Origin of the sequence: Nocardioides marmoriginsengisoli, from assembly GCF_003725695.1 — a bacterium.
GTDB classification, from domain to species: Bacteria; Actinomycetota; Actinomycetes; order Propionibacteriales; family Nocardioidaceae; genus Marmoricola; species Marmoricola marmoriginsengisoli.
In genome coordinates, this window is record NZ_RJSE01000003.1 from 409,146 (window position 1) to 429,136 (window position 19,991).

Here is a 19,991-nt window from a genome sequence, read left to right on the forward strand (position 1 = left end):
CCCCGGATCGGTGGTGCTCGGGCGATCGTGGCCGACTGGACCGAGGAGCAAGTCTGCCAGAGAAGGCGTCCCAACCGGAAATCGGCCCGGAAATCGGCTCAGAAATCGGCTCAGGCCCGCTTCTTCGTCAAACGGACCACTCCGGGTTCGACCACGCCGCGGAGCCGGTACCCGGCCTTCTTGTAGATCCGCTGGTTCCGCTCGCTACCGGCCCCGGTGAAGAGCTCGAAGCCGGTGGCCCCGGCGGGGGCGAGCGACTCGATCCGCGCGAGGAGCTCTCGGCCCAGCCCGCTCCCCTGCAGGTCCGGCGCGACCATCAACCGGCCGATGTCCCAGGTGTGCCCGACCAGCTTGGCCCGGACGGCGCCTACCAGGCGACCGGCTGCGCGCACCACCAGCACGGTGTCGGCGGCGACCCAGGTCTGGACGTCGGCCAGGTCCTCGGTGAGCGCCGGGATCACCACGCCCGGGTTCGCCTGCTGCTCCTGGACCCAGCAGGCGCGCTGCAGGGTGAAGATCTCGCCCGCGTCGGCCGCCTCGGCCAACCGGAGCTCCCGCCCGTCGACCAGCGTCGAGGGGTGGCGCAGGTCCGGGCGCCGTTCGGCGGTACGACGCTCCGACTGCTCCGCGCGCCACGCCGCGATCCGGCCGTGGTCCCCCGACAGCAGCGCCTCGGGGACGTCGTGCCCGCGCCAGGAGGACGGCTTGGTGTAGACCGGGTACTCGAGCAGACCGTCCGCGTGCGACTCCTCGTCCAGCGACGCGGCGTTGCCCATGAATCCCGGGATCAGCCGGACGACGGCCTCGATGATCGCGAGCGCGGCCACCTCGCCGCCGTTGAGCACGTAGTCGCCGAGCGAGAGCTCGCGGACCTCGAGCCGTCCGGCGGCCTCGTCGAGGACGCGCTGGTCGATGCCCTCGTAGCGACCGCAGGCGAAGACCAGGTGCTCGCGGGTCGACAGCTCCGCGGCGATCTCCTGGCTGAACGGGATGCCCGAGGGCGTCGGCACCACCAGGACGGCTCCGTCCGGGGCGACGGCGTCCAGCGCGGCGCCCCACGGCTCGGGCTTCATCACCATGCCGGCGCCGCCGCCGTACGGGGTGTCGTCGACGGTGCGGTGCTTGTCGACCGCCCAGTCGCGCAGGTCGTGCACGCTCAGGTCGAGCAGGCCCTTGGCGCGCGCCTTGCCCGGCAGCGAGAGCTCGAGCGGCGCGAGGTAGCCCGGGAAGATGGAGAGGACGTCGATCCGCATGGCCACGTCAGTCCGTCTGCGTGTCCAGGTCGGAGAGCAGCCCCGGCTGGTCGACGACCACGATCCGGCCGCCGGCGATGTCAACCTCGGGGACGAGCTCGGAGACGAACGGGACCAGCACGTCCGGGCCGTCCGCGGTGATCACCAGCAGGTCCTGCGCGGTCCCGTGCACGATCTCGCGAAGCACGCCGACCGGCCGGCCGTCGGTGGTCTCCACGGCGAGCCCGACGAGCTGGTGGTCGTAGAACTCCTCGGGGTCCTCCGGCCGCTCGTCGGGGTCGACGTCGATCGAGAGGATCGTCCCGCGGGCCTCCTCGGCGGCGTTGCGGTCCGCGACCTCGGCGAACCGGACGAGCAAACGGCCCGAGTGCCACCGGGTCCCGGCCACCGTGAGGTGGGCCGGGCCGGGGGCACCGGGCCGCTTGTTCTCTGATCTCAGGACCGCACCATCGGCGAAGCGACGGTCCGGCTCGTCGGTACGAGGCTCCACGGAGACCTCGCCCTTGATGCCGTGCGGCTTGCCGATCCGCCCGACGACGATCGTCTCAAGGTCTGCGTTGCTCACCTGTGGGACTCCTGTCGACCGACGGTCCGCGCCGGACGCACCGGCCGGCGGCCGTGGTCCGCGCGGGGCGGGATGCCGGTTAGCGCCTGCGGTCGACGTCCACGAAGTCCACGCGCGCGCCGCCGCGACCCGCCAGGGCCGAGACGACGGTGCGGAACGCGGTGGCCGTGCGACCGTTGCGGCCGATCACCTTGCCCAGGTCCGACGGGTGTACCCGGACCTCGAGGATGGATCCGCGGCGCAGCTGCTTGTCCTTGACCGAGACGTCGTCGGGGTTGTCGACGACGCCGCGGACCAGGTGCTCCAGCGCTTCGGCCAGCATCGTGCTCAGGCCTCGGTGGTCTCGGCGGCAGCCTCGGCCGGAGCCTCGGCAGCAGGCGCCTCGTCAGCGGCCGGCGCCTCGTCGGCAGCGGCCTCAGCCGGAGCCTCGGCAGCGGGGGCCTCCTCGACGGGAGCCTCCTCGACGGGGGCCTCCTCGGCCTTGGGCTCCTCGGCCTTGGGCTCCTCAGCCTTCTTCTCGGCCTTCTTCTTGGTCACGGCCTCGCGCTTCGGCTCGTTCGCCGCGTCCTTGAGGGCCTCGTTGAAGATGTCGAGCTTGTCGCGCTTCGGCTCCTTGACCTTCAGGGTGCCCTCGGCGCCCGGGAGGCCCTTGAACTTCTGCCAGTCACCGGTGATCTTGAGGATGGCCTCGACGGCCTCGCTCGGCTGCGCGCCGACGCCCAGCCAGTATTGCGCCCGGTCGGAGGTGACCTCGATGAACGAGGGCTCTTCCTTGGGGTGGTACTTGCCGATCTCCTCGATGACCTTGCCGTCCCGCTTCTTCCGGCCGTCGACGACGACGACGCGGTAGTACGGCTGACGGATCTTGCCCATGCGCTTCAAACGAATCTTGACGGCCACTGGTGTGGTGTCTCCTTGCGAGTCTGGATTGGGTGAGCGACCTGAACCAGGTGGGGACCGGGTCGGACAACTCGGGGGGCTCGAGCGGATCGGGATAGAGGGTCCGAAACCGCCTGAGACTCAGCGAGACATTCTGCCAGAGATCATCCCGGTGCAGAAATCGAGTCCACGCACCACGACGCCCGACTCGACGCGCCCCAATGCCGGACTCAACGGACCTGGGTGCCGCGCAGGACGATGCAGGAGGGTTCGCGGAGGACGGTGAGGTCGGTGAGCGGGTTGCGCGGGTAGACGACGAAGTCGGCGGGCGCCCCCTCGGCCAGCGTCGGGTTCCAGCCGAGCCAGGCCCGGGCCCGCCAGGACGCCGCGCCGAGGGCGTACTCGGCCGGCAGCCCGAGGCCGGCCATCGCGAGCACCTCTCCGGCCAGGTTGCCGTGCTTGCTGATCCCGCCTCCGTCGGAGCCGGCGTACAGGGCGACACCGGCCTCGTACGCCGACATCAGGGTGTCCCGGCGCCGGGCGTACAGGTCGGTCATCGTGGTCGCGTACGCCGGGAACTTCTCCCGGCCGCCCGCGGCGTGCTCGGGGAACTTGTCGACCTGCATCACCGTCGGGACCAGCGCGGTCCCCTGCGCGACCATCGCCTCGATCAGGTCCGTGGTCAGTCCGGTGCCGTGCTCGATGCAGTCGATGCCGGCCGCAATCAGCCCGGGGAGCACGTCGTACCCGAAGCAGTGCGCGGTCACCTTGGCGCCGTGCGCGTGCGCGGCGTCGATCGCCGCGGCGAACGCCTCGGCCGGGAACGACGGCGCCAGGTCGCCCTCCTCGCGCGAGATCCAGTCCCCCACCAGCTTCACCCAGCCGTCGCCGCGCTGGGCCTCGAGCGCGACCGTGGCGGCGAGCTCCGCCGGCTCCACCTCGTGGGCGTAGTTGCGGATGTAGCGCTTGGTGCGTCCGACGTGCCGCCCCGCGCGGATCAGCCGCGGCAGGTCGTCGCGCTCCTGGACCCAGCGGGTGTCCAGCGCCGATCCGCAGTCCCGGAGCAGCAGGGCGCCGCCGTCCCGGTCCGCGATCGCCTGCTCCTCGGCGGTCTCGCGGTCGGTCGCCCCGTGGTCGTCCAGGCCGATGTGGCAGTGCGCGTCGACCAGTCCCGGCACGATCCAGCCCTCGACCACTGTCTCGGCACCGGGCTGCACCTCGTAGGTGATCCGGCCGTCGACGACGTACAGGTCCGCGGCCTCGCCGTCGGGCAGCACCGGCCCCCGGAATCTCATCACTGGCACGCGTCCGACCGTAGCGGACCCGTTGAGTGGGCCCGATTTTCCGTCGAGATTCGTCATCTCGACGGAAAATAGGGCCTACTCAACGTCACTTCAGGTACTGCGAGAGGTCCGGGAGGTCGTTCGGGTCGAAGTCGGCGCCGGGGCCGCCGGGGAGCCCGAAGGGGTTCGCCGCCGGAGCCGCCGGCTGGGCGGCGTCCGCCTGGGCCCGCTTCGCCGGGTTCCCGGAGACGCGCTTGCCCTTGCCCTTCTTCGCCTGCGGTGCCTGGCGGGCCTTGGAGCGCTTGCCGAGCGCCATCCCCGGGGAGCCCGGCATGCCGGGCATGCCGCCGCCCCGAGCCATCTGCTGCATCATCTTCCGGGCTTCGAAGAACCGGTCGACGAGCTGGTTGATCTCGGCGACCGTCCGCCCCGAGCCCTTCGCGATCCGGGAGCGGCGGGAGCCGTCGATCATCTTCGGGTTCGCCCGCTCGCCCGGCGTCATCGAGTGGATGATCGCCTCGATCCGGTCGATCTCGCGCTCGTCGAAGTTGTCGAGCTGCTCGCGGAACTGACCCATGCCGGGGAGCATCCCGAGCATCTTGGTCAGCGAGCCCATCTTCTTGACCTGCTGCATCTGGTCGAGGAAGTCGTCCAGGGTGAAGTCGCCGGACTGGAGCTTCTCGGCCGCCTTCGCCGCCTGGTCGGCGTCGAAGTTCTTCTCGGCCTGCTCGATCAGGGTGAGCAGGTCGCCCATGTCGAGGATCCGCGAGGCCATCCGGTCCGGGTGGAACAGGTCGAAGTCGGTGAGCTTCTCGCCGTTCGACGCGAACATCACCGGCTTGCCGGTCATCTTCGCGATCGAGAGCGCCGCGCCACCGCGGGCGTCGCCGTCGAGCTTGGTGAGCACCACGCCGTCGTACCCGACGCCGTCGAGGAAGGCCTGCGCCGTGTTCACGGCGTCCTGGCCGATCATCGCGTCGACGACGAAGAGGACCTCGTCCGGGTTGACCGCGTCCCTGATGCCGGCGGCCTGGGCCATCAGCTCCTCATCGATGCCCAGCCGGCCGGCGGTGTCGATGATGACGACGTCGTGCAGCGTACGGCGGGCTTCCTCGACACCGGCGCGGGCCACCGAGACCGGGTCCCCGACGCCGTTGCCGGGCTCGGGCGCGAAGACGGTGACGCCGGCGCGCTCGCCGTTGACCTGGAGCTGCTGGACGGCGTTCGGGCGCTGCAGGTCCGCGGCGACCAGCATCGGCGACTTGTCCTGCGCCTTCAGCCAGAGCGCGAGCTTGGCGGCGAGGGTGGTCTTACCGGCACCCTGGAGGCCGGCGAGCATGATCACCGTGGGCGGGTTCTTCGCGAACCGCAGCCGGCGGGTCTCCCCGCCGAGGATCGTGATCAGTTCCTCGTTGACGATCTTGATGACCTGCTGCGCCGGGTTCAGCGCACCGCTGACCTCGGCCCCGCGGGCGCGCTCCTTGACGGCGCCCACGAAGTCCTTGACCACGGGCAGGGCGACGTCCGCCTCCAGCAGCGCGAGACGGATCTCGCGCGCGGTGGCGTCGATGTCGGCTTCGGAGAGCTTGCCCTTGCCACGAAGGCTCTTGAAGCTCTCGGACAAGCGGTCGGAAAGGGTGTTGAACAAGACGGTCCTCGGAGTCGAGACGGCGGAACGGCGCTTCCTGAGACCGCCCAGCCTAGAGGACGGCGGTTGATGGGTTTGACGCGATCGGTCAGGCTGGCCGGATGGAGACTGCGGTGATGTTCCTGGCGGTCGCCGGCATCCTGCTGGCATGCGTGGTCGCGGTGTGGGTGTTCCAGCGCGGCCTGGCCCGCGACGCCCGACCGCGGACCAGCTCGATGGGGGACGCCTTCGGCAACCTGATCGACGTCTTCGACCCGGCCCAGGCCCGTGCCAGCCGCGACCTCAAGGACCAGCAGAACGTCGGCCCGGTCTCGAAGGTCCCCGAGCGCGACCCCGACGACCCGATCCAGCTCACCCTGGGACCGGACGGCAACCCGAGAGCGGTCAGGATCCGCCGGGACCGCTGAGGACCACCCTGATCGCGTCCGCTGCCGCGGCGGCCGCGGCCGGATCCAGCCCTCCCCCGTCGGCACCCTGGACGTAGAAGACGTCGACCGCCTGCGGACCGAGGGTGTCCACGTGCGCCGAGGCCACCGTGTGGCCCAGCCCGGCGAGGGTCGCGCAGACCAGGTAGACCACGCCCGGGCGGTCGGCGGCCCGGACCTCGATCACGCTCGCCCGTTCCGAGGCCTCCGGGTGCAGCACCACGATCGGGGCCAGGGCGCTGGCCTCGTTCGTCCGGAGCCGGTCCGCCGGGTCGAGGCGCCCCTCGGCGATCGCCTCCAGCCGCTCCCGCATCACGGTGGCGTCCAGCCCGGTGCGCGACACCTGCCACTCGGAGATGCCGATGCCGTCGTCGGTCCAGGCGCGGGCCGCCCGCACCGAGACCCGTTGCAGGGCCAGCATCGCGGCGGCGTCGGCGAGCAGGCCGACCCGGTCGCCGGACATCACCGTCACCGTCGAGCCGTCGCCCGCCTCGACGACGGCCACCCCGACCTCGCGCGGATCGGCCCGGACCAGCGCCGGCACCTCGACCGCACGGGGCTGGTTCTCCACGGTCAGGTTCTCGGTGAGCTCGACCGAGGCGCGTCGTACGAGGCTCTTGATCAGGGACGCGCGCCAGGTCGTCCAGGCCTTCTCCGAGGTGGCCCGCGCGTCGGCCTCGGTGAGCGCGGCCAGCAGCTCCAGCTCCTCGCGGTCGTTGATCCGCTCGGTGACCAGCGCCACCGTGACCGGGTCCTCGGGGTCGCGGGTGGTCGCGGTCTCCGGCAGCAGCAGGTGCCACCGGACCAGACCGGCCACCAGCTCGGTCTCGCGGGCGTCGAAGCCGATCCGGGCGGCGATCTCCCGGGCGATCGGCTCACCGGCGACGCTGTGCTCGGTGACCTGGCCCTTGCCGATGTCGTGCAGCAGCGCCGCGATCATCAGCACGTCCGGCCGGGAGACCCGGCGGATCAGCGCGGAGGCCTCGATGCAGGTCTCGACCAGGTGCCGGTCGACGGTGAACCGGTGCACCACCGAGGCGTGCGGTAGCAGCCGGACCCGCTCCCACTCGGGCAGGATCGCGGCCAGCGCCCCGGTCTCGTCGAGGGTCTCCCAGACCGGCAGCAGACCCCGTCCGGCGGCCAGCAGCCGGACCAGCAGGTCCCGCGCCTCGGCGGGCCAGGGAACGGGCAGGGGCGGCACCTCCGCGACCAGCCGTGCCGCGGTCGACGGTTCCAGGACCAGGTCGCGCTCGGCCGCCTCGGCCGCGGCCCGGAGCAGCAGCAGCGGGTCGCGCGAGGGCTTGGCGTCCCGGTCGAGGACCACCTCCTCGTAGGCGATCGCGAGGCCGTCGGCGATCGGCGTCAGCTGCGGCTTGCGCGCGGCCGGGCTCTTGGCCGGGCGTCGGAGCACGGCGTCCACCCGGCGCCAGGCCAGCCGGGAGACGTGGGTCAAGCGCCGTCCGAGGCTGCGGACGTGCAGCTGCACCGCGGCCGCGTCCGGCAGGTCCAGCAGCGGCGCCATGTCGGCCCAGTACTCCGGCGAGATCCGGTCGGTGCCCCGGCCGGCCACCGTGTGCAGGGCGTCCCTGACGTCGAGCATCGCCTGCCGGCAGCCCTCGAGCTCGGCGTGCGGTACGTCGACCAGCCAGGTGGCCATCAGCGCCTTGAGGACGACCGCGTCGCGCAGGCCGCCGGTGGCCTCCTTGATGTCCGGGACCGAGACGTGGGCGAGCTCGCCGAGCAGCCGGTTCCGGTCGCGGACCAGACCGTTGAGCTCCCGCAGCCGTTCCTTCGCGTCGCGCCGCCAGGCGGTGAGGATCGCGGTGCGCAGGCGCAGGGTGACGTTCGGGTCGCCGGCCAGGTGCCGGGCGTCCAGCAGGCCGAGGGCCACCTTGAGGTCGGCGGCGGCCTGGCCGAGCACCTCGTCGAACGAGCGCACCGCGTGGTCGATGTTCGCCCCGGAGTCCCAGAGCGGGTACCAGATCTGACCGGCCCAGTCCCCCACCTCGATCTCGGCGTCGTGGACCAGCAGCACGTCGAGGTCGCTGTACGGCGCCAGCTCCTCGCGCCCGTAGCCGCCGACCGCGACCAGCGCCACCCCGGCCTCGGGGCAACCGACCTTCTCGAAGGCCTCCTGGCACAGCGCGTCGGCGGCGAGGGCGCGCTGCGCCCGTTCGGCTGCTGTCACTGCGGGTCGTTCGTCCTAGATCGCGGCGTCGTCACGGTCGCCGGTACGCACCCGGACGACGCTGTCGACCGGCGAGACCCAGACCTTGCCGTCACCGATCTGACCGGTCTTGCCGGCGTTCACGATGGCCTCGGTGATCGCCTCGACGTCAGCGTCGTCGACGACGATCTCCAGGCGCACCTTCGGCACCAGCGCGATGTCGTACTCCGCGCCCCGGTACACCTCGGTGTGGCCCTTCTGCCGGCCGTAGCCGCTGACCTCGCTGACCGTCATCCCGGTCACGCCGACGGTCTCCAGGGCGGCGCGGACGTCCTCCCACTTGTGCGGCTTGATCACCGCGGTCACGAGCTTCATGCCGACTCCTTCGTTCGTTCCTGTCCAGAAGACTGCCACCCCTGGCGGGGAGACGGGGTCATCAACTGCTACCGCCGAGGTGGCCGCCGCCACCGAGGTGCGGTCGAGCACCGCCCGTTGCCGCATGCAGGTCGTAGGCCGTCTCGGCGTGGATCACCAGGTCGACCCCGCTCAGCTCGTGCTCCTCGTCGACCCGGAACCCGATCGTGCGGTCCAGCGCCAGCGCCAGCAGCCCGGAGACCACGAACGCGTAGGCGAAGGTCGCAAGGCACGCGACGAGCTGCTTGCCGAGCTGGTCGAGGCCGCCGCCGTACAGCAGCCCGTCGACGGAGCCGACCTTCGCGGTCGCGAGCAGTCCGATCAGCAGGGTGCCGACCAGACCGCCGACCAGGTGCACGCCGACGACGTCGAGCGAGTCGTCGTACCCGAACTTGTACTTCCAGCCGATCGCCACGGCGCAGACCAGGCCGGCCGCCGCCCCGACGACCATCGCGCCCAGCGGGGTGACGAAGCCGCAGGCGGGCGTGATCGCGACCAGGCCCGCCACCACTCCGGAGGCGGCACCGAACGAGGTCGCGTGCCCGTCCCGGATCCGCTCGACGAGCAGCCAGGCCAGGCAGCCGGTGCAGCCCGCCATCAGGGTGTTCACGAAGACGATCGCGGCGGTGTTCCCGGCGGAGAGCGCCGACCCGGCGTTGAAGCCGAACCAGCCGAACCAGAGCAGGCCGGCACCGAGCATCACCAGGGTCAAGTTGTGCGGCTTCATCGGCTCCCGGCCGAAGCCGATCCGGGTGCCGAGGACCAGCGCGACGGCGAGTCCGGAGGCGCCCGAGGTGATCTCGACCGCGGTGCCGCCGGCGAAGTCCAGGGCGCCGAGCTTGTTGGCCATCCACCCGCCGACGTGCTCGCCGGCACTGAAGTCGAAGATCCAGTGCGCGATCGGGGCGTAGACGAGGATCGTCCAGATCGCCGCGAAGACCAGCCAGGTGCCGAACCGGGTGCGGTCGGCGATCGCGCCGGCCACAAGCCCGCAGGTGATCACCGCGAACAGGCCCTGGAAGATCGCGAACGCGGTCACCGGCAGGCCGCCCTCGCTGCTGACGACGTCCTCGAGCATCCCCTTGAAGCCGAGGTACTGGAACGGGTCGCCGAAGAGTCCGCCGACCACGTCGTCGCCGAAGGCGATCGAGTAGCCGACCAGGACCCAGACGATGCTGACCACGGCGAGGGCGCCGAAGACCATCATGATCATGTTGAGGACGCTCTTGGAGCGGACCATGCCGCCGTAGAAGAGCGCCAGCCCCGGAGCCATCAGCATGACCAGGGCCGCGGAGGCGAGGAGCCAGGCGGTGTCGCCGGTGTTGTGCTCGGCGACCGCCAGCGTTGTGAGGAGTGGTGAGCTCATGGGCGATCACACTCCCGGTCGCACGTTAACGGTGGGCGCGCCACATGTTTCAGTCATGTGACGCGCCCACGTTTGTGTTACGGCTGGATTAACAGCCGCTCACCAGGTCCTTGCGGTCCGGTCAGATGGCCGCTTCGTCGCGGTCACCGGTACGGACCCGGATCACGCTGTCGATCGAGGAGACCCAGACCTTCCCGTCACCGATCCGACCGGTCTGCGCCGCCTTCACGACGATCCCGACGACGTCGTCGACGTCACCGTCGTCGATGACGATCTCGATCCGGATCTTCGGCACCAGGGCGATGTCGTACTCCGCGCCCCGGTAGACCTCCGTGTGGCCCTTCTGCCGGCCGTAGCCGCTGACCTCGCTGACCGTCATCCCGGTCACGCCGAAGGTCTCCAGGGCCTCGCGGACCTCTTCCCACTTGTGCGGCTTGATCACCGCGGTCACGAGCTTCATGCGTGTGCACCTTCCTTCGAAGCGGTGAGGGCCGAGGGGCTGACGCCGCCCGAGGACGAGGCCAGGTCGTAGGCCGACTCGCCGTGCTCGGCGAAGTCGATGCCGTCGACCTCGTCCTCCTCGGAGATCCGCCAGCCGATGGTGAACTTGATCGCGTAGCCGAGGATCGCGGTGGCGACACCGGACCAGGCAATGGCGATCAGGACGCCCTTGGTCTGCGCCCACAGCGAGTCGAGCCCGCCGCCGTAGAACAGGCCGTCGACGGCCTGGCTGGAGAACAGCCCGATCATCAGCGTGCCGATGATGCCGCCGACCAGGTGCACGCCGACCACGTCGAGCGAGTCGTCCAGGCCGAACTTGTACTTCAGACCCACGGCCCAGGCGCAGACCGCACCGGCGACCGCGCCGATCGCGATGGCGCCGCCGACGTCGACAGCACCGGCGGCCGGGGTGATCGCGACCAGACCCGCGACGATGCCGGAAGCGGCGCCGAGCGAGGTGGCCTTGCCGTGCAGGATCCGCTCCACGAGCAGCCAGCCCAGGATCGCGGCCATGGTGGCCAGCGTGGTGTTGACGAAGGTCAGACCGGTCTCGGTCATGAACTGCGCGGTCCTCTCCTCGTCGGTCGCGCCGGCGAAGACGATCGAGCCGACGTTGAAGCCGTACCAGCCCATCCAGAGCAGACCGGCGCCGAGCATCGTCAGGGTCAGGTTGTGCGGCTTCATCGGTTGCTTGCCGAAGCCGACCCGCTTGCCGATGATCAGCACGAGGACCAGCGCGGCGATACCGGCGTTGATGTGCACCGCCGTACCACCGGCGTAGTCCTGCGCTCCCTGGCGACCGCAGATCCAGGAGTCCTCGGTGCAGCTGAAGACCATGTGCGAGAGCGGGAAGTAGGAGAGGGTCACCCAGAGCGGCAGGAAGATCACCCAGGCGGAGAACTTCACCCGGTCGGCGATCGCGCCGCTGATCAGCGCGGCGGTGATGATCGCGAACGTCATCTGGAACGCCATCGTGATGTAGGTCTCGTGCCCGACGTCCTTCAGGCCGAAGAACTCGAACGGGTTGGTGAAGGCGCCCCCGAGGACCTCCTTGCTGCCCCACGACATCGACCAGCCCCAGAGCACGTACACGATGCCGACGATGGCTGCCGAGACGTACGACATCATCATCATGTTGAGCACGGACTTGGAGCGGCTCATGCCGCCGTAGAAAAGTGCCAGGGCCGGAACCGTCATCATCAGCACGAGTGCTGTGGCGATGAGCATCCAGGCGTAGTAGCCGTCCATCGGACCTCCAGTGGTGAGCCTGCTTGGGCATCTCGGCTCTCCGCCCGACGACGATGTCGGGGCCAGGGCGAGCCGCGTTGTCGAAGGAAAGACTCGGGCCCGGAAGTTTCACGGACCGGTGCGGAGCCGTTTCGGTTGCGTGACACATTCGAGGGCGCTGTTACAAACGTGTGAACTCCCCCACCGCACCTGCTCACCGCCCCCTCCGCGCCGGCTGACGGTCTCGACTGTCGAGGGGCTGATCTGCACCGAAAACACCGGTTTTCACACCCGGTAGGGGGACGACACGCAAATACAGGCAGAAAGTCACGGGTCCAAAGGGAGAATTTCCTCCTGATTTCAATGTCGGCGTTTCGCTTCCCTCCAGCGCGGCGCAGTCCTACCTTTGGCCCGTGTCCGAGTCATTCGCCGCCTCTGAGCCGCCGGAAAACCCCCTGCCGCGGCGTAAGGGCCGACCCCGCGACGCGACCGCCGACGACCGCATCCTCGCGGCCGCCGCGGAGCTGATCCTCAAGCACGGCTACGACAACATGACCGTCGACGAGGTGGCTGCTGCGGCCAAGGCCGGGAAGGCGACGGTCTACCGCCGCTGGGCCGGCAAGGAGGACCTCGCCTTCGCCGCTCTCGAGCAGCTGTACAGCAACGAGTTCCCGCTCCCCGACACCGGCTCGATCGTCGGCGACCTGCGCGAGGCCTTCACCCAAGCACTTGAGTTCGCCTCCTCCGACACCGGTCGCGCCTACCTTCGGATGACGATCGCCGAATCACTGCGCGACGAGCGGCTCCGGGCGCTCTACACCGCCGCGCACAACGGTCAGGACGCAGCCGCCCGGAAGATGTTCGAGAGGGCCGTCGCCCGCGGCGAGATCCGCAAGGACGTCCGGATCGACTTCGCGGTCGGATGGTTCGCGAGCCTGCTGGTGATGAACTCGATCACCGAGAAGCCGCAGCCCGGCGCCGACGAGGTGGACGACATGATCGACTTCCTCCTCCGCGGCTGCGGCGCCTGATCAAGCAGTCGAGATCAGGTGACGGACCCGCAGAGGTGACTACTCCCCGAGCAGCGCGTCCACGAACGCGACCGGGTCGAACGGCGCCAGGTCGTCCGGACCCTCGCCCAGCCCGACCAGCTTGACCGGGACCCCGAGCTCGCGCTGGACCGCGACGACGATGCCGCCCTTGGCCGACCCGTCGAGCTTGGTGAGCACGATCCCGGTGACGTCGACGACCTCGCTGAAGACCCGTGCCTGCACCAGACCGTTCTGGCCGGTGGTGGCGTCTAGGACCAGCAGCACCTCGGCGACCTCGGTCTGCTTCTCGATCACCCGCTTGACCTTGCCCAGCTCGTCCATCAGGCCGGCCTTGTTCTGCAGCCGGCCGGCGGTGTCGACCAGGACCACGTCGACGTCGCGCTCGATCCCGGAGCGGACCGCCTCGAAGGCGACGCTGGCGGGGTCACTCCCCTCGGGACCCGCGACCACGTCGACGCCGACCCGCTCGCCCCAGGTGGAGAGCTGCTCGGTCGCGGCCGCCCGGAAGGTGTCTGCGGCGCCCATCAGCACGCTGCGGTCCTCGGCGACCAGCACCCGGGCGATCTTGCCGACCGAGGTGGTCTTGCCGGCACCGTTGACGCCGACGACCAGGACCACGGCCGGGCCGTCGGCGCGATCGAGGTGGAGGGAGCGGTCCATCGTCGGATCGACCAGGGCGAGCAGCTCCTCGTGCAGCACCGTCCGGGCCTCCGCGGCCGGCGTGCCCTCGACCCGGAGCCGGGTGCGCAGCCGCTCGACCAGGTGGGTGGTCGGCCCGACGCCGACGTCCGCGGTGAGCAGGGTGTCCTCGAGCTCTTCCCAGGTGTCCTCGTCGAGGCGGTCCCGGGAGAGCAGCGCGAGCAGCCCGCGACCGAGTCCGCCCTGGGAGCCGGCCAGGCGCTGACGGAGCCGGACCAGCCGGCTCGCCGATCCCTCCGGGCGCTCCAGGGTGGCTGTCGGCGCCACCTCGACCGGTGCCGAGGACGCAGCAGCACCCGAGTCGGCGACGTCCTCGTCGTCGGTGGCAACCGCGTCGGCCGACGGAGCCGGTACGGCGGACGGAGCCGGCCCGGCGCCGCGCCCGCGGACGACCAGCCCCACCAGGAGGGCGATCGCGACCAGCGCGACCACACCGGCGATGACGAGGTACTCAGTCGTTCCCATGGGCCAATCCAACCAGAGCGCGACCCGTGGCCGCGCGCTGGCCGACCCGGACTACTTCCTGGTCGGGGTGTCCGCCAGCGTCGGCATCGCCTCGACGCCGCGCTTCATCGCGTCGCCCAGCCACGGCGCGACCGGCAGGTCCTCACCGCGGTGCGGGAAGGCGACGTACGCGACCACGACACCGGCAGTGACGAGGATCAACAGCATGGCGAGCAGCATCCAGAGCATCCGAGAGGGCCTTCCGAGAGATTCCGTCCTGCCATCTTCCTACCCGATGGGTGGTTGCCCTACTCAGGCCGACGGCGGCTGTGACCCACGGAACAGCGGGGTGACCGCATCCCGGATGACGTCCGGCATCGGCACCGACGGCCGCGCCGGGTCGGTGTTGTCGACGTACACGTGCACGAACCGGCCCTCGGCCGCGGCCTCCTCGTCCGGCTCGCCGGAGCCGCCCTGGAAGAGACCGATCCGGTAGACGATCGACGAGGTGCCGACCTTGTCGACGACCAGGCCCATGTCGATCGGCGCGGGGAAGCCGATCTCCCGGAAGTAGCGGCAGCCGGTCTCGGCCACCACCCCGATCTGCGGCAGCGCCCGGACGTCGACCCCGGTGGCCTCGTAGAGGTGCGCGTTGACGGCGGTGTCGAACAGCTCGTAGTAGGTGGCGTTGTTCAGGTGCCCGTAGGCGTCGTCGTCACGCCACCGGCTGGTGGCGACCCGCCAGGCGACGTAGTCGGCTCGGGTGGGGCGGGCGGTGCTCAAGCGGACTCGGCCTCGCGCAGCCGCTGGCTGATCACCGCGGAGACGCCGTCACCGCGCATCGAGACGCCGTACAGCGCGTCGCCGACCTCCATCGTCCGCTTCTGGTGGGTGATCACCAGGAGCTGGCTGTGCGCGCGCAGCTCCTCGTAGATCTCCAGCAGCCGGCCGAGGTTGGTGTCGTCGAGGGCCGCCTCGACCTCGTCGAGGATGTAGAACGGCGACGGCCGGGCCTTGAAGAGCGCGAACAGGAAGCAGACCGCGACCAGGGAGCGCTCACCGCCGGAGAGCAGCGAGAGCCGCTTGACCTTCTTGCCGGCCGGCCGCGCCTCGACCTCGACGCCGGTGGTCAGCATGTTCTCCGGGTCGGTCAGCACGAGCTTGCCCTCACCGCCCGGGAAGAGCCGGCCGAAGGTCTCGTCGAAGGCCTTGACTACGTCGGCGTACGCCTCGGTGAAGACCTGCTCGACGCGCTCGTCGACCTCCTTGACGATGTCCAGCAGGTCCCGGCGGGTACGACGCAGGTCCTCGAGCTGCTCGGTGAGGAACTTGTGCCGCTCCTCCAGCGCCGAGAACTCCTCCAGCGCCAGCGGGTTGATCCGGCCCAGCTGGGCCAGTGCGCGTTCGGCGGAGCGCAACCGCTTGGTCTGCACGTCGCGGTCGTACGGCGCCGGCTCGGGCTCCTCCTCGCCGTCCGCCAGGACGCCGACGAACGGAACCAGCTGGTCCGGGCCGTACTCGGCGACCAGCGCGGCGGCGTCGAGTCCGAGCTCCTCGAGGGCCTTCTCCTCGAGCTGCTCGATCCGCAGCCGCTGCTCGGTGCGGGCCATCTCGTCGCGGTGCACCGAGTTGACCAGCTCGTCCAGGGTGGTGCCGAGACCGCGCAGCTTCTCGCGGGCCGCGACCAGGTCCTGCTCGCGGCCGACCCGGCCCTGCTCCACCCGGGTCCGCTGGGCCGCGGCCAGCTCGACCGACTCCTCCAGCCGGGCGAGCACGATCGCGACGCCGCGGGTGACGGCCTCGGCGACCTTGCCCTCGCGGAGCAGCCGCTCGCGACGGGCGATCGCCTTCGCGCGGGCGTCGCGCTCGGCCTGGGCCGCCGCCATCAGGTTGTCGGCGCGGCCGTGCAGCGCCCGGGCCCGCTCCTCCGCGGTGCGCAGCGCCAGCCGGGAGTCCATCTCCGCGGCGCGAGCGGCCCGTGCGGCCTCGCCGAGGGCCTCGCGCTCGGTCGTGTCGGGCTCCTCGTCGGGAGCCTCCTCGGCGGCGGCCAGCCGGGTCTCCAGCTCGGCGAGGCCGGCCAGGTCGGTGGTGTGCGACTCCTGCGCGGTGAGGATCGCCTGCTCCAGGCGAGCGGCCTCGGCCTTCGCGGAGCGGGCCTGGGAGCCGTACTGCCCCAGCTCCTCGGCCACCGCGGCGAGCGCGGCGTCGGACTCGTGCAGCTTGGCCAGCGCGACGTCCACCCGGCCGGCCGCGTCGGCGCGCTCGTTCTCCAGCGCGCTCAGCGAGAAGGTCAGTCGGTCCAGGTCGTGGTTGGCACGGTTGAGCGACTCGGTCGCCTCGTCGACCGCGGCCTGGACCTCGATCAGGCTCGGCTGGCTCGACGAGCCGCCGGCCGCGAAGTGCACCCCGAGGACGTCGCCGTCCCGGGTCACCGCGGTCACGTCCGGCGCCTCGGCGACCAGCGCCTTGGCAGCGGCCAGGTCGTCCACGACGGCGACCTTGAAGAGCAGCCGGGACAGCGCGGGACGCAGCTCGGCCGGGCACTCGACGACATCCATCGCGTAGGTCGCACCGGCCGCCAGGCCCGGCCACTGGGAGTCGTCGACGGCAGCGCCGCCGAGCAGGATCCCGGCCCGGCCCAGGTCGTCGTTCTTGAGGTGGCCGATCGCGGAGATCGCGGCGTCCACGCTGGTCACGGCGACCGCGTCGGCCGCCCCGCCGAGCGCGGCGGCGACAGCGGCCTCGTAGCCGCTGCGCACGTTGAGCAGGGCTGCCACCGAGCCGAGCAGCCCGGAGACCGTGTCGGTGGCGGCCAGCAGCGCCCCGGCGCCGTCCTTGCGGTTCAGGCCGAGCTCGAGGGCCTCCTTGCGGGCTGCGAGCGCACCCCGGTCGCGGTCGGCCTGCTGGGCCTCCTCGCGCATCTTGGCGAGCCGCTCCTCGATGTCGGCGAGCAGGCCGCTGGCACCTTCGTGCTCGGCGTCGAGCCCCTCCTCACCGGCGTCCAGGCCGGCAATCCGGGACTCCAGGGAGGTGAAGCTGTGCTCGGCCTTCTCCGCCCGGGCGGCGGCCTCGGCGCGGGCCTCCGCGAGCCGCGCGACCTCCTCCTCGGCGGCGGCGGCCCTGCTGCGCAGCCCGTTGACCTGGCCGTGCAACCGGGCCATCCCCTCACGGCGATCGGCTGCGGCGCGCTGGAGGCCGGCGATCCGGCGCTCCTCGTCCCCGAACGCCGCCTCGGCGGTCTGCCGCGCGGTCACCGCCTGCTCGAGCGCGGTGCGGTTCTGGTCGACCTCGGCGACGATGCCCGCCTCCTCGGCGCGGACGCGCTCGGCCTCGGCCTCGAGCTCGGCCGGGTCGCGGCCCGCCGGCACCTCCGGCTCGGTGGCGGCGTTGCGCACCCGCTCGGCGGCCAGGCTCGCGGTGCCGCGCAGGCGCTCCCGCAGCCCGGAGAGCCCGAACCAGGTCTCCTGGGCCCGGGCCAGCGCGGGCAGGTCCTCGCGCAGGGCCGCCTCCAGGACGGCCTCGATCTCGCGGGTGGCGGCGATCTCCGCCTCCACCTCGGCGCGCTTCGCGACCAGGACGCTCTCGTCGGCGAGCTCCTGCTGCAACGACAGCTGGGCGGTCGCGAGGTCGTCGGCCATCAGCCGGGCACGGGCGTCGCGGAGGTCCGCCTGGACGGTCTGCGCCCGGCGGGCCACCTCCGCCTGCCGGCCCAGCGGGGTGAGCTGGCGGCGGATCTCGGTGAGCAGGTCGCTCAGCCGGGTCAGGTTGCCCTCGGTCGAGTCGAGCTTGCGGAGCGCCTTCTCCTTGCGCTTGCGGTGCTTGAGGACGCCGGCGGCCTCCTCGATGAACCCGCGGCGCTCCTCCGGCGTCGCCCGCAGGATCGAGTCGAGCTGGCCCTGACCGACGATGACGTGCATCTCGCGGCCGATACCGGAGTCGCTGAGCAGCTCCTGGACGTCGAGGAGCCGGCACGAGGTGCCGTTGATGGCGTACTCGGAGCCGCCGTTGCGGAACATCGTCCGGCTGATCGTGACCTCGGCGTACTCGATCGGGAGCGCGCCGTCGGCGTTGTCGATGGTGAGCATGACCTCGGCCCGGCCGAGCGGCGGGCGACCCGCCGTACCGGCGAAGATGACGTCCTCCATCTTGCCGCCGCGCAGGGACTTGGCGCCCTGCTCACCCATCACCCAGGCGAGGGCGTCGACGACGTTGGACTTGCCGGAGCCGTTCGGGCCGACGATGCAGGTGATGCCCGGTTCGAGCTGCAACGTGGTCGCGGAGGCGAAGGACTTGAACCCCTTCAGGGTCAGGCTCTTCAGGTACAACGGGGGCTCCTCACTCCGGGTCTCGCTCAGGACGCGCGAACAGGCATCCTATGGCGAACTGCTGCCGGGGGAAGCGGCACCGTCGAGCCTACGACCCCCCGGCTCCGCGATGCGGACCGGTCCCGCGTGTCGGATGCCCATTCCGGACCCGCCAGGACCCGTAGCCGATCCGGTACGGCGGGCGGAGACTGGACCGGACACCGCTGGCCCGTAGCTCGGGCCGTCGTCGACCAGCGTGCCGTTCCCGCCCCTCGACGAAAGGCAGTCCCGTGCCAGAGATCCTGATCCTCGAGTTCGCCGGCATCGGCGAAGACGTCTACCACGCCGTGAACGCCCAGCTCGGCATCGATCCGGCGGCCCGTACCGGCGACCTGCCGGCCGGTCTGCGCCACCACCAGGCCGGCACCACGGCCGCGGGCAACCTGGTGGTGATCGAGCTCTGGGACTCCCAGGAGGCGAACACCGCCTTCATGGAGTCGCGGCTGGGACCGGCGCTGGGACAGGCCGGCGTACCGGAGCCGGTCCGTGCGGAATGGGTCCCGACGATCGGGGTGATCGAGCCCTGGTGAGCCTCGCCTGGATCAGGCGGGTTCGAGAACCTCGTCAGCAGCGTTGCTGACCATCGCGCCGAGCGTGTCGTTCTCCATCTGGAGACGGAGCACGGCGCCTTCGAGGTCAGCGATGCGCTGACGAAGAAGCTGGTTCTCACGAGCGAGGCGAGCGGTCACGCGGGGGTCGATGCCACCGACGTGGCCGAGGATTGCCTTGGCCATGAAGATTTCCTCCGGGGGAACTGCGCTAGTTCTGGGCGGTCGGCCCAAGAGGGCCGTCTACAAGAATCTCACGACCGGCGCGCCGGGGCAAGGCCGCGCGGAACGGGCTGGCACCGGGCGCAGAAGTACGAGGACCGATTCATGAAGTGCACCCGGGAGACGGCAGTACCGCAGCGCGAGCACGGCTCGCCGTCCTGGCCGTAGACCTCCAGGGAGCGGTCGAAGTAGCCGCTCTCCCCGTTCACGTTGACGTAGAGCGCGTCGAACGAGGTCCCGCCCTGGCCGAGCGCGGCCAGCATCACCTCGCGGGCCCCGGCGAGGACGCGCTCCACCTCGACCACCTTCAGCCGGTCGCCGCGACGGTCGCCGTGCAGCCGGGCCAGCCACAGCGCCTCGTCGGCGTAGATGTTGCCGACGCCGGAGATCACCGACTGGTTCAGCAGGATCCGCTTGATGCCGGACGCGCTCCGGCGCACCCGGCGGACGAACTCGGCGTCGTCGAACGCGGGATCCAGCGGGTCCCGGGCGATGTGCGCGAGCTCGTCGGGCAGCACCGCTCCCCCGACGGCGAGCGAGAGGCCGCCGAACATCCGCTGGTCCACGAACCGCAGCTCGGGACCGTCGGCGCCGAGGCTGAAGCGCACCCGCAGGTGCCTCTCGTCGGGGGCGCCCTTCGGCTGCACCAGCATCTGCCCGCTCATCCCGAGGTGGGCCAGCAGCGCGTCGCCGCCGTCCTCGTCGCCGTCCTCGTCGTCGGGCGCCAGCGGAAGCCAGAGGTACTTGCCACGGCGCCTTGCCGCGGTGAAGGTGCGGCCGGTCAGCACAGCCGCGAAGTCGTCGGGGCCGGGCAGGTGCCGGCGTACCGGGCGCGGGTGCAGCACCTCGACCGCCGTGATCGGCTGGTCGAGCACGTGCTGCTCGAGACCGCGCCGGACGACCTCGACCTCGGGGAGCTCAGGCACGCCGGTCG

At 71.3% G+C, this 19,991-nt stretch carries 20 protein-coding genes; 3 read left to right on the forward strand and 17 right to left on the reverse strand.

Annotated features, from left to right (window positions below):
- Positions 1–110: 110 nt before the first annotated feature.
- The 6 genes from trmD to ffh form a co-directional block, all read right to left on the reverse strand.
- Positions 111–1,253, reverse strand: coding sequence for a tRNA (guanosine(37)-N1)-methyltransferase TrmD (gene trmD, locus EFK50_RS03950; RefSeq protein ID WP_123226608.1), 1,143 nt, complete (start codon positions 1,251–1,253; stop codon positions 111–113).
- Between the two features lie 7 nt (positions 1,254–1,260).
- The gene (gene rimM / locus EFK50_RS03955) at positions 1,261–1,818 is read right to left on the reverse strand and encodes a ribosome maturation factor RimM (RefSeq protein ID WP_246004024.1); all 558 of its coding nucleotides are present in this window, start codon (positions 1,816–1,818) and stop codon (positions 1,261–1,263) included.
- Between the two features lie 79 nt (positions 1,819–1,897).
- A complete protein-coding gene (locus EFK50_RS03960; protein ID WP_123226237.1) occupies positions 1,898–2,140 on the reverse strand; it encodes an RNA-binding protein in 243 nt (80 codons plus the stop codon).
- 5 nt (positions 2,141–2,145) lie between these two features.
- Entirely contained in the window at positions 2,146–2,691 is a 546-nt protein-coding gene (rpsP, locus tag EFK50_RS03965; protein WP_425454369.1) for a 30S ribosomal protein S16, read from the reverse strand.
- Positions 2,692–2,927: 236 nt separating this feature from the next.
- The gene (locus EFK50_RS03970; RefSeq protein WP_246004050.1) at positions 2,928–3,992 is read right to left on the reverse strand and encodes an amidohydrolase family protein; all 1,065 of its coding nucleotides are present in this window, start codon (positions 3,990–3,992) and stop codon (positions 2,928–2,930) included.
- 94 nt (positions 3,993–4,086) lie between these two features.
- On the reverse strand, positions 4,087–5,628 hold the full coding sequence (ffh, locus tag EFK50_RS03975; RefSeq protein ID WP_123226240.1) for a signal recognition particle protein: 1,542 nt from the start codon (positions 5,626–5,628) through the stop codon (positions 4,087–4,089).
- Positions 5,629–5,729: 101 nt separating this feature from the next.
- On the opposite strand from ffh, the gene EFK50_RS03980 reads away from it, so the two are divergent.
- On the forward strand, positions 5,730–6,035 hold the full coding sequence (locus EFK50_RS03980; protein ID WP_123226241.1) for a hypothetical protein: 306 nt from the start codon (positions 5,730–5,732) through the stop codon (positions 6,033–6,035).
- On the opposite strand, the gene EFK50_RS03985 is transcribed toward EFK50_RS03980, so the two are convergent.
- From EFK50_RS03985 to EFK50_RS04005, 5 genes are all read right to left on the reverse strand, one after another.
- A complete protein-coding gene (locus tag EFK50_RS03985; protein ID WP_123226242.1) occupies positions 6,013–8,241 on the reverse strand; it encodes a [protein-PII] uridylyltransferase in 2,229 nt (742 codons plus the stop codon). The two genes, EFK50_RS03980 and EFK50_RS03985, sit on opposite strands and share 23 nt — an antisense overlap.
- Before the next feature lie 15 nt (positions 8,242–8,256).
- Positions 8,257–8,595: a P-II family nitrogen regulator gene (locus tag EFK50_RS03990; protein ID WP_123226243.1), complete on the reverse strand. Its 339-nt coding sequence runs from the start codon at positions 8,593–8,595 to the stop codon at positions 8,257–8,259.
- 61 nt (positions 8,596–8,656) lie between these two features.
- Positions 8,657–10,000 carry an ammonium transporter gene (locus EFK50_RS03995; RefSeq protein ID WP_123226244.1) on the reverse strand — a complete coding sequence of 448 codons (1,344 nt, stop codon included), beginning with the start codon at positions 9,998–10,000 and terminating at the stop codon, positions 8,657–8,659.
- A gap of 121 nt (positions 10,001–10,121) precedes the next feature.
- Entirely contained in the window at positions 10,122–10,460 is a 339-nt protein-coding gene (locus EFK50_RS04000) for a P-II family nitrogen regulator (protein ID WP_123226245.1), read from the reverse strand.
- Positions 10,457–11,749: an ammonium transporter gene (locus tag EFK50_RS04005; RefSeq protein WP_123226246.1), complete on the reverse strand. Its 1,293-nt coding sequence runs from the start codon at positions 11,747–11,749 to the stop codon at positions 10,457–10,459. The genes EFK50_RS04000 and EFK50_RS04005 overlap by 4 nt, the downstream gene beginning before the upstream one ends.
- A gap of 392 nt (positions 11,750–12,141) precedes the next feature.
- Here EFK50_RS04005 and EFK50_RS04010 point away from each other — a divergent pair, with 392 nt between their 5' ends.
- Positions 12,142–12,759 (forward strand): TetR/AcrR family transcriptional regulator, encoded by a 618-nt coding sequence (locus tag EFK50_RS04010; protein WP_123226247.1) that lies wholly within the window; start codon positions 12,142–12,144, stop codon positions 12,757–12,759.
- A 39-nt stretch (positions 12,760–12,798) separates the two neighbouring features.
- Here the strand turns inward: EFK50_RS04010 and ftsY are convergent, their stop codons facing one another.
- The 4 genes from ftsY to smc form a co-directional block, all read right to left on the reverse strand.
- Positions 12,799–13,944 carry a signal recognition particle-docking protein FtsY gene (gene ftsY, locus EFK50_RS04015; RefSeq protein ID WP_123226248.1) on the reverse strand — a complete coding sequence of 382 codons (1,146 nt, stop codon included), beginning with the start codon at positions 13,942–13,944 and terminating at the stop codon, positions 12,799–12,801.
- A gap of 51 nt (positions 13,945–13,995) precedes the next feature.
- On the reverse strand, positions 13,996–14,172 hold the full coding sequence (locus EFK50_RS22055) for a hypothetical protein (RefSeq protein WP_183407679.1): 177 nt from the start codon (positions 14,170–14,172) through the stop codon (positions 13,996–13,998).
- Between the two features lie 63 nt (positions 14,173–14,235).
- On the reverse strand, positions 14,236–14,706 hold the full coding sequence (locus tag EFK50_RS04020) for an acyl-CoA thioesterase (protein WP_123226249.1): 471 nt from the start codon (positions 14,704–14,706) through the stop codon (positions 14,236–14,238).
- Positions 14,703–18,248, reverse strand: a complete 3,546-nt coding sequence (gene smc / locus EFK50_RS04025; protein ID WP_123226250.1) for a chromosome segregation protein SMC — start codon at positions 18,246–18,248, stop codon at positions 14,703–14,705. The genes EFK50_RS04020 and smc overlap by 4 nt, the downstream gene beginning before the upstream one ends.
- A gap of 269 nt (positions 18,249–18,517) precedes the next feature.
- Between smc and EFK50_RS04030 the strand changes: the two genes are divergently transcribed.
- Positions 18,518–18,817, forward strand: a complete 300-nt coding sequence (locus EFK50_RS04030; RefSeq protein WP_123226251.1) for a hypothetical protein — start codon at positions 18,518–18,520, stop codon at positions 18,815–18,817.
- A gap of 12 nt (positions 18,818–18,829) precedes the next feature.
- On the opposite strand, the gene EFK50_RS04035 is transcribed toward EFK50_RS04030, so the two are convergent.
- A complete protein-coding gene (locus tag EFK50_RS04035; protein ID WP_123226252.1) occupies positions 18,830–19,021 on the reverse strand; it encodes a hypothetical protein in 192 nt (63 codons plus the stop codon).
- Between the two features lie 68 nt (positions 19,022–19,089).
- Positions 19,090–19,983: a bifunctional DNA-formamidopyrimidine glycosylase/DNA-(apurinic or apyrimidinic site) lyase gene (gene mutM / locus EFK50_RS04040; RefSeq protein ID WP_123226253.1), complete on the reverse strand. Its 894-nt coding sequence runs from the start codon at positions 19,981–19,983 to the stop codon at positions 19,090–19,092.
- Positions 19,984–19,991: the final 8 nt, after the last annotated feature.

Coding starts and splice junctions, on each gene's coding strand:
- ftsY (WP_123226248.1), bottom strand. CDS start 13,944: ATGGGAACGACTGAGTACCTCGTCATCGCCGGTGTGGTCGCGCTGGTC.
- EFK50_RS04005 (WP_123226246.1), bottom strand. CDS start 11,749: ATGGACGGCTACTACGCCTGGATGCTCATCGCCACAGCACTCGTGCTG.
- EFK50_RS22055 (WP_183407679.1), bottom strand. CDS start 14,172: ATGCTCTGGATGCTGCTCGCCATGCTGTTGATCCTCGTCACTGCCGGT.
- EFK50_RS03980 (WP_123226241.1), top strand. CDS start 5,730: ATGGAGACTGCGGTGATGTTCCTGGCGGTCGCCGGCATCCTGCTGGCA.
- EFK50_RS04000 (WP_123226245.1), bottom strand. CDS start 10,460: ATGAAGCTCGTGACCGCGGTGATCAAGCCGCACAAGTGGGAAGAGGTC.
- EFK50_RS03990 (WP_123226243.1), bottom strand. CDS start 8,595: ATGAAGCTCGTGACCGCGGTGATCAAGCCGCACAAGTGGGAGGACGTC.
- EFK50_RS04035 (WP_123226252.1), bottom strand. CDS start 19,021: ATGGCCAAGGCAATCCTCGGCCACGTCGGTGGCATCGACCCCCGCGTG.
- EFK50_RS03970 (WP_246004050.1), bottom strand. CDS start 3,992: ATGAGATTCCGGGGGCCGGTGCTGCCCGACGGCGAGGCCGCGGACCTG.
- rpsP (WP_425454369.1), bottom strand. CDS start 2,691: ATGGGCAAGATCCGTCAGCCGTACTACCGCGTCGTCGTCGTCGACGGC.
- EFK50_RS03960 (WP_123226237.1), bottom strand. CDS start 2,140: ATGCTGGCCGAAGCGCTGGAGCACCTGGTCCGCGGCGTCGTCGACAAC.
- trmD (WP_123226608.1), bottom strand. CDS start 1,253: ATGCGGATCGACGTCCTCTCCATCTTCCCGGGCTACCTCGCGCCGCTC.
- EFK50_RS03995 (WP_123226244.1), bottom strand. CDS start 10,000: ATGAGCTCACCACTCCTCACAACGCTGGCGGTCGCCGAGCACAACACC.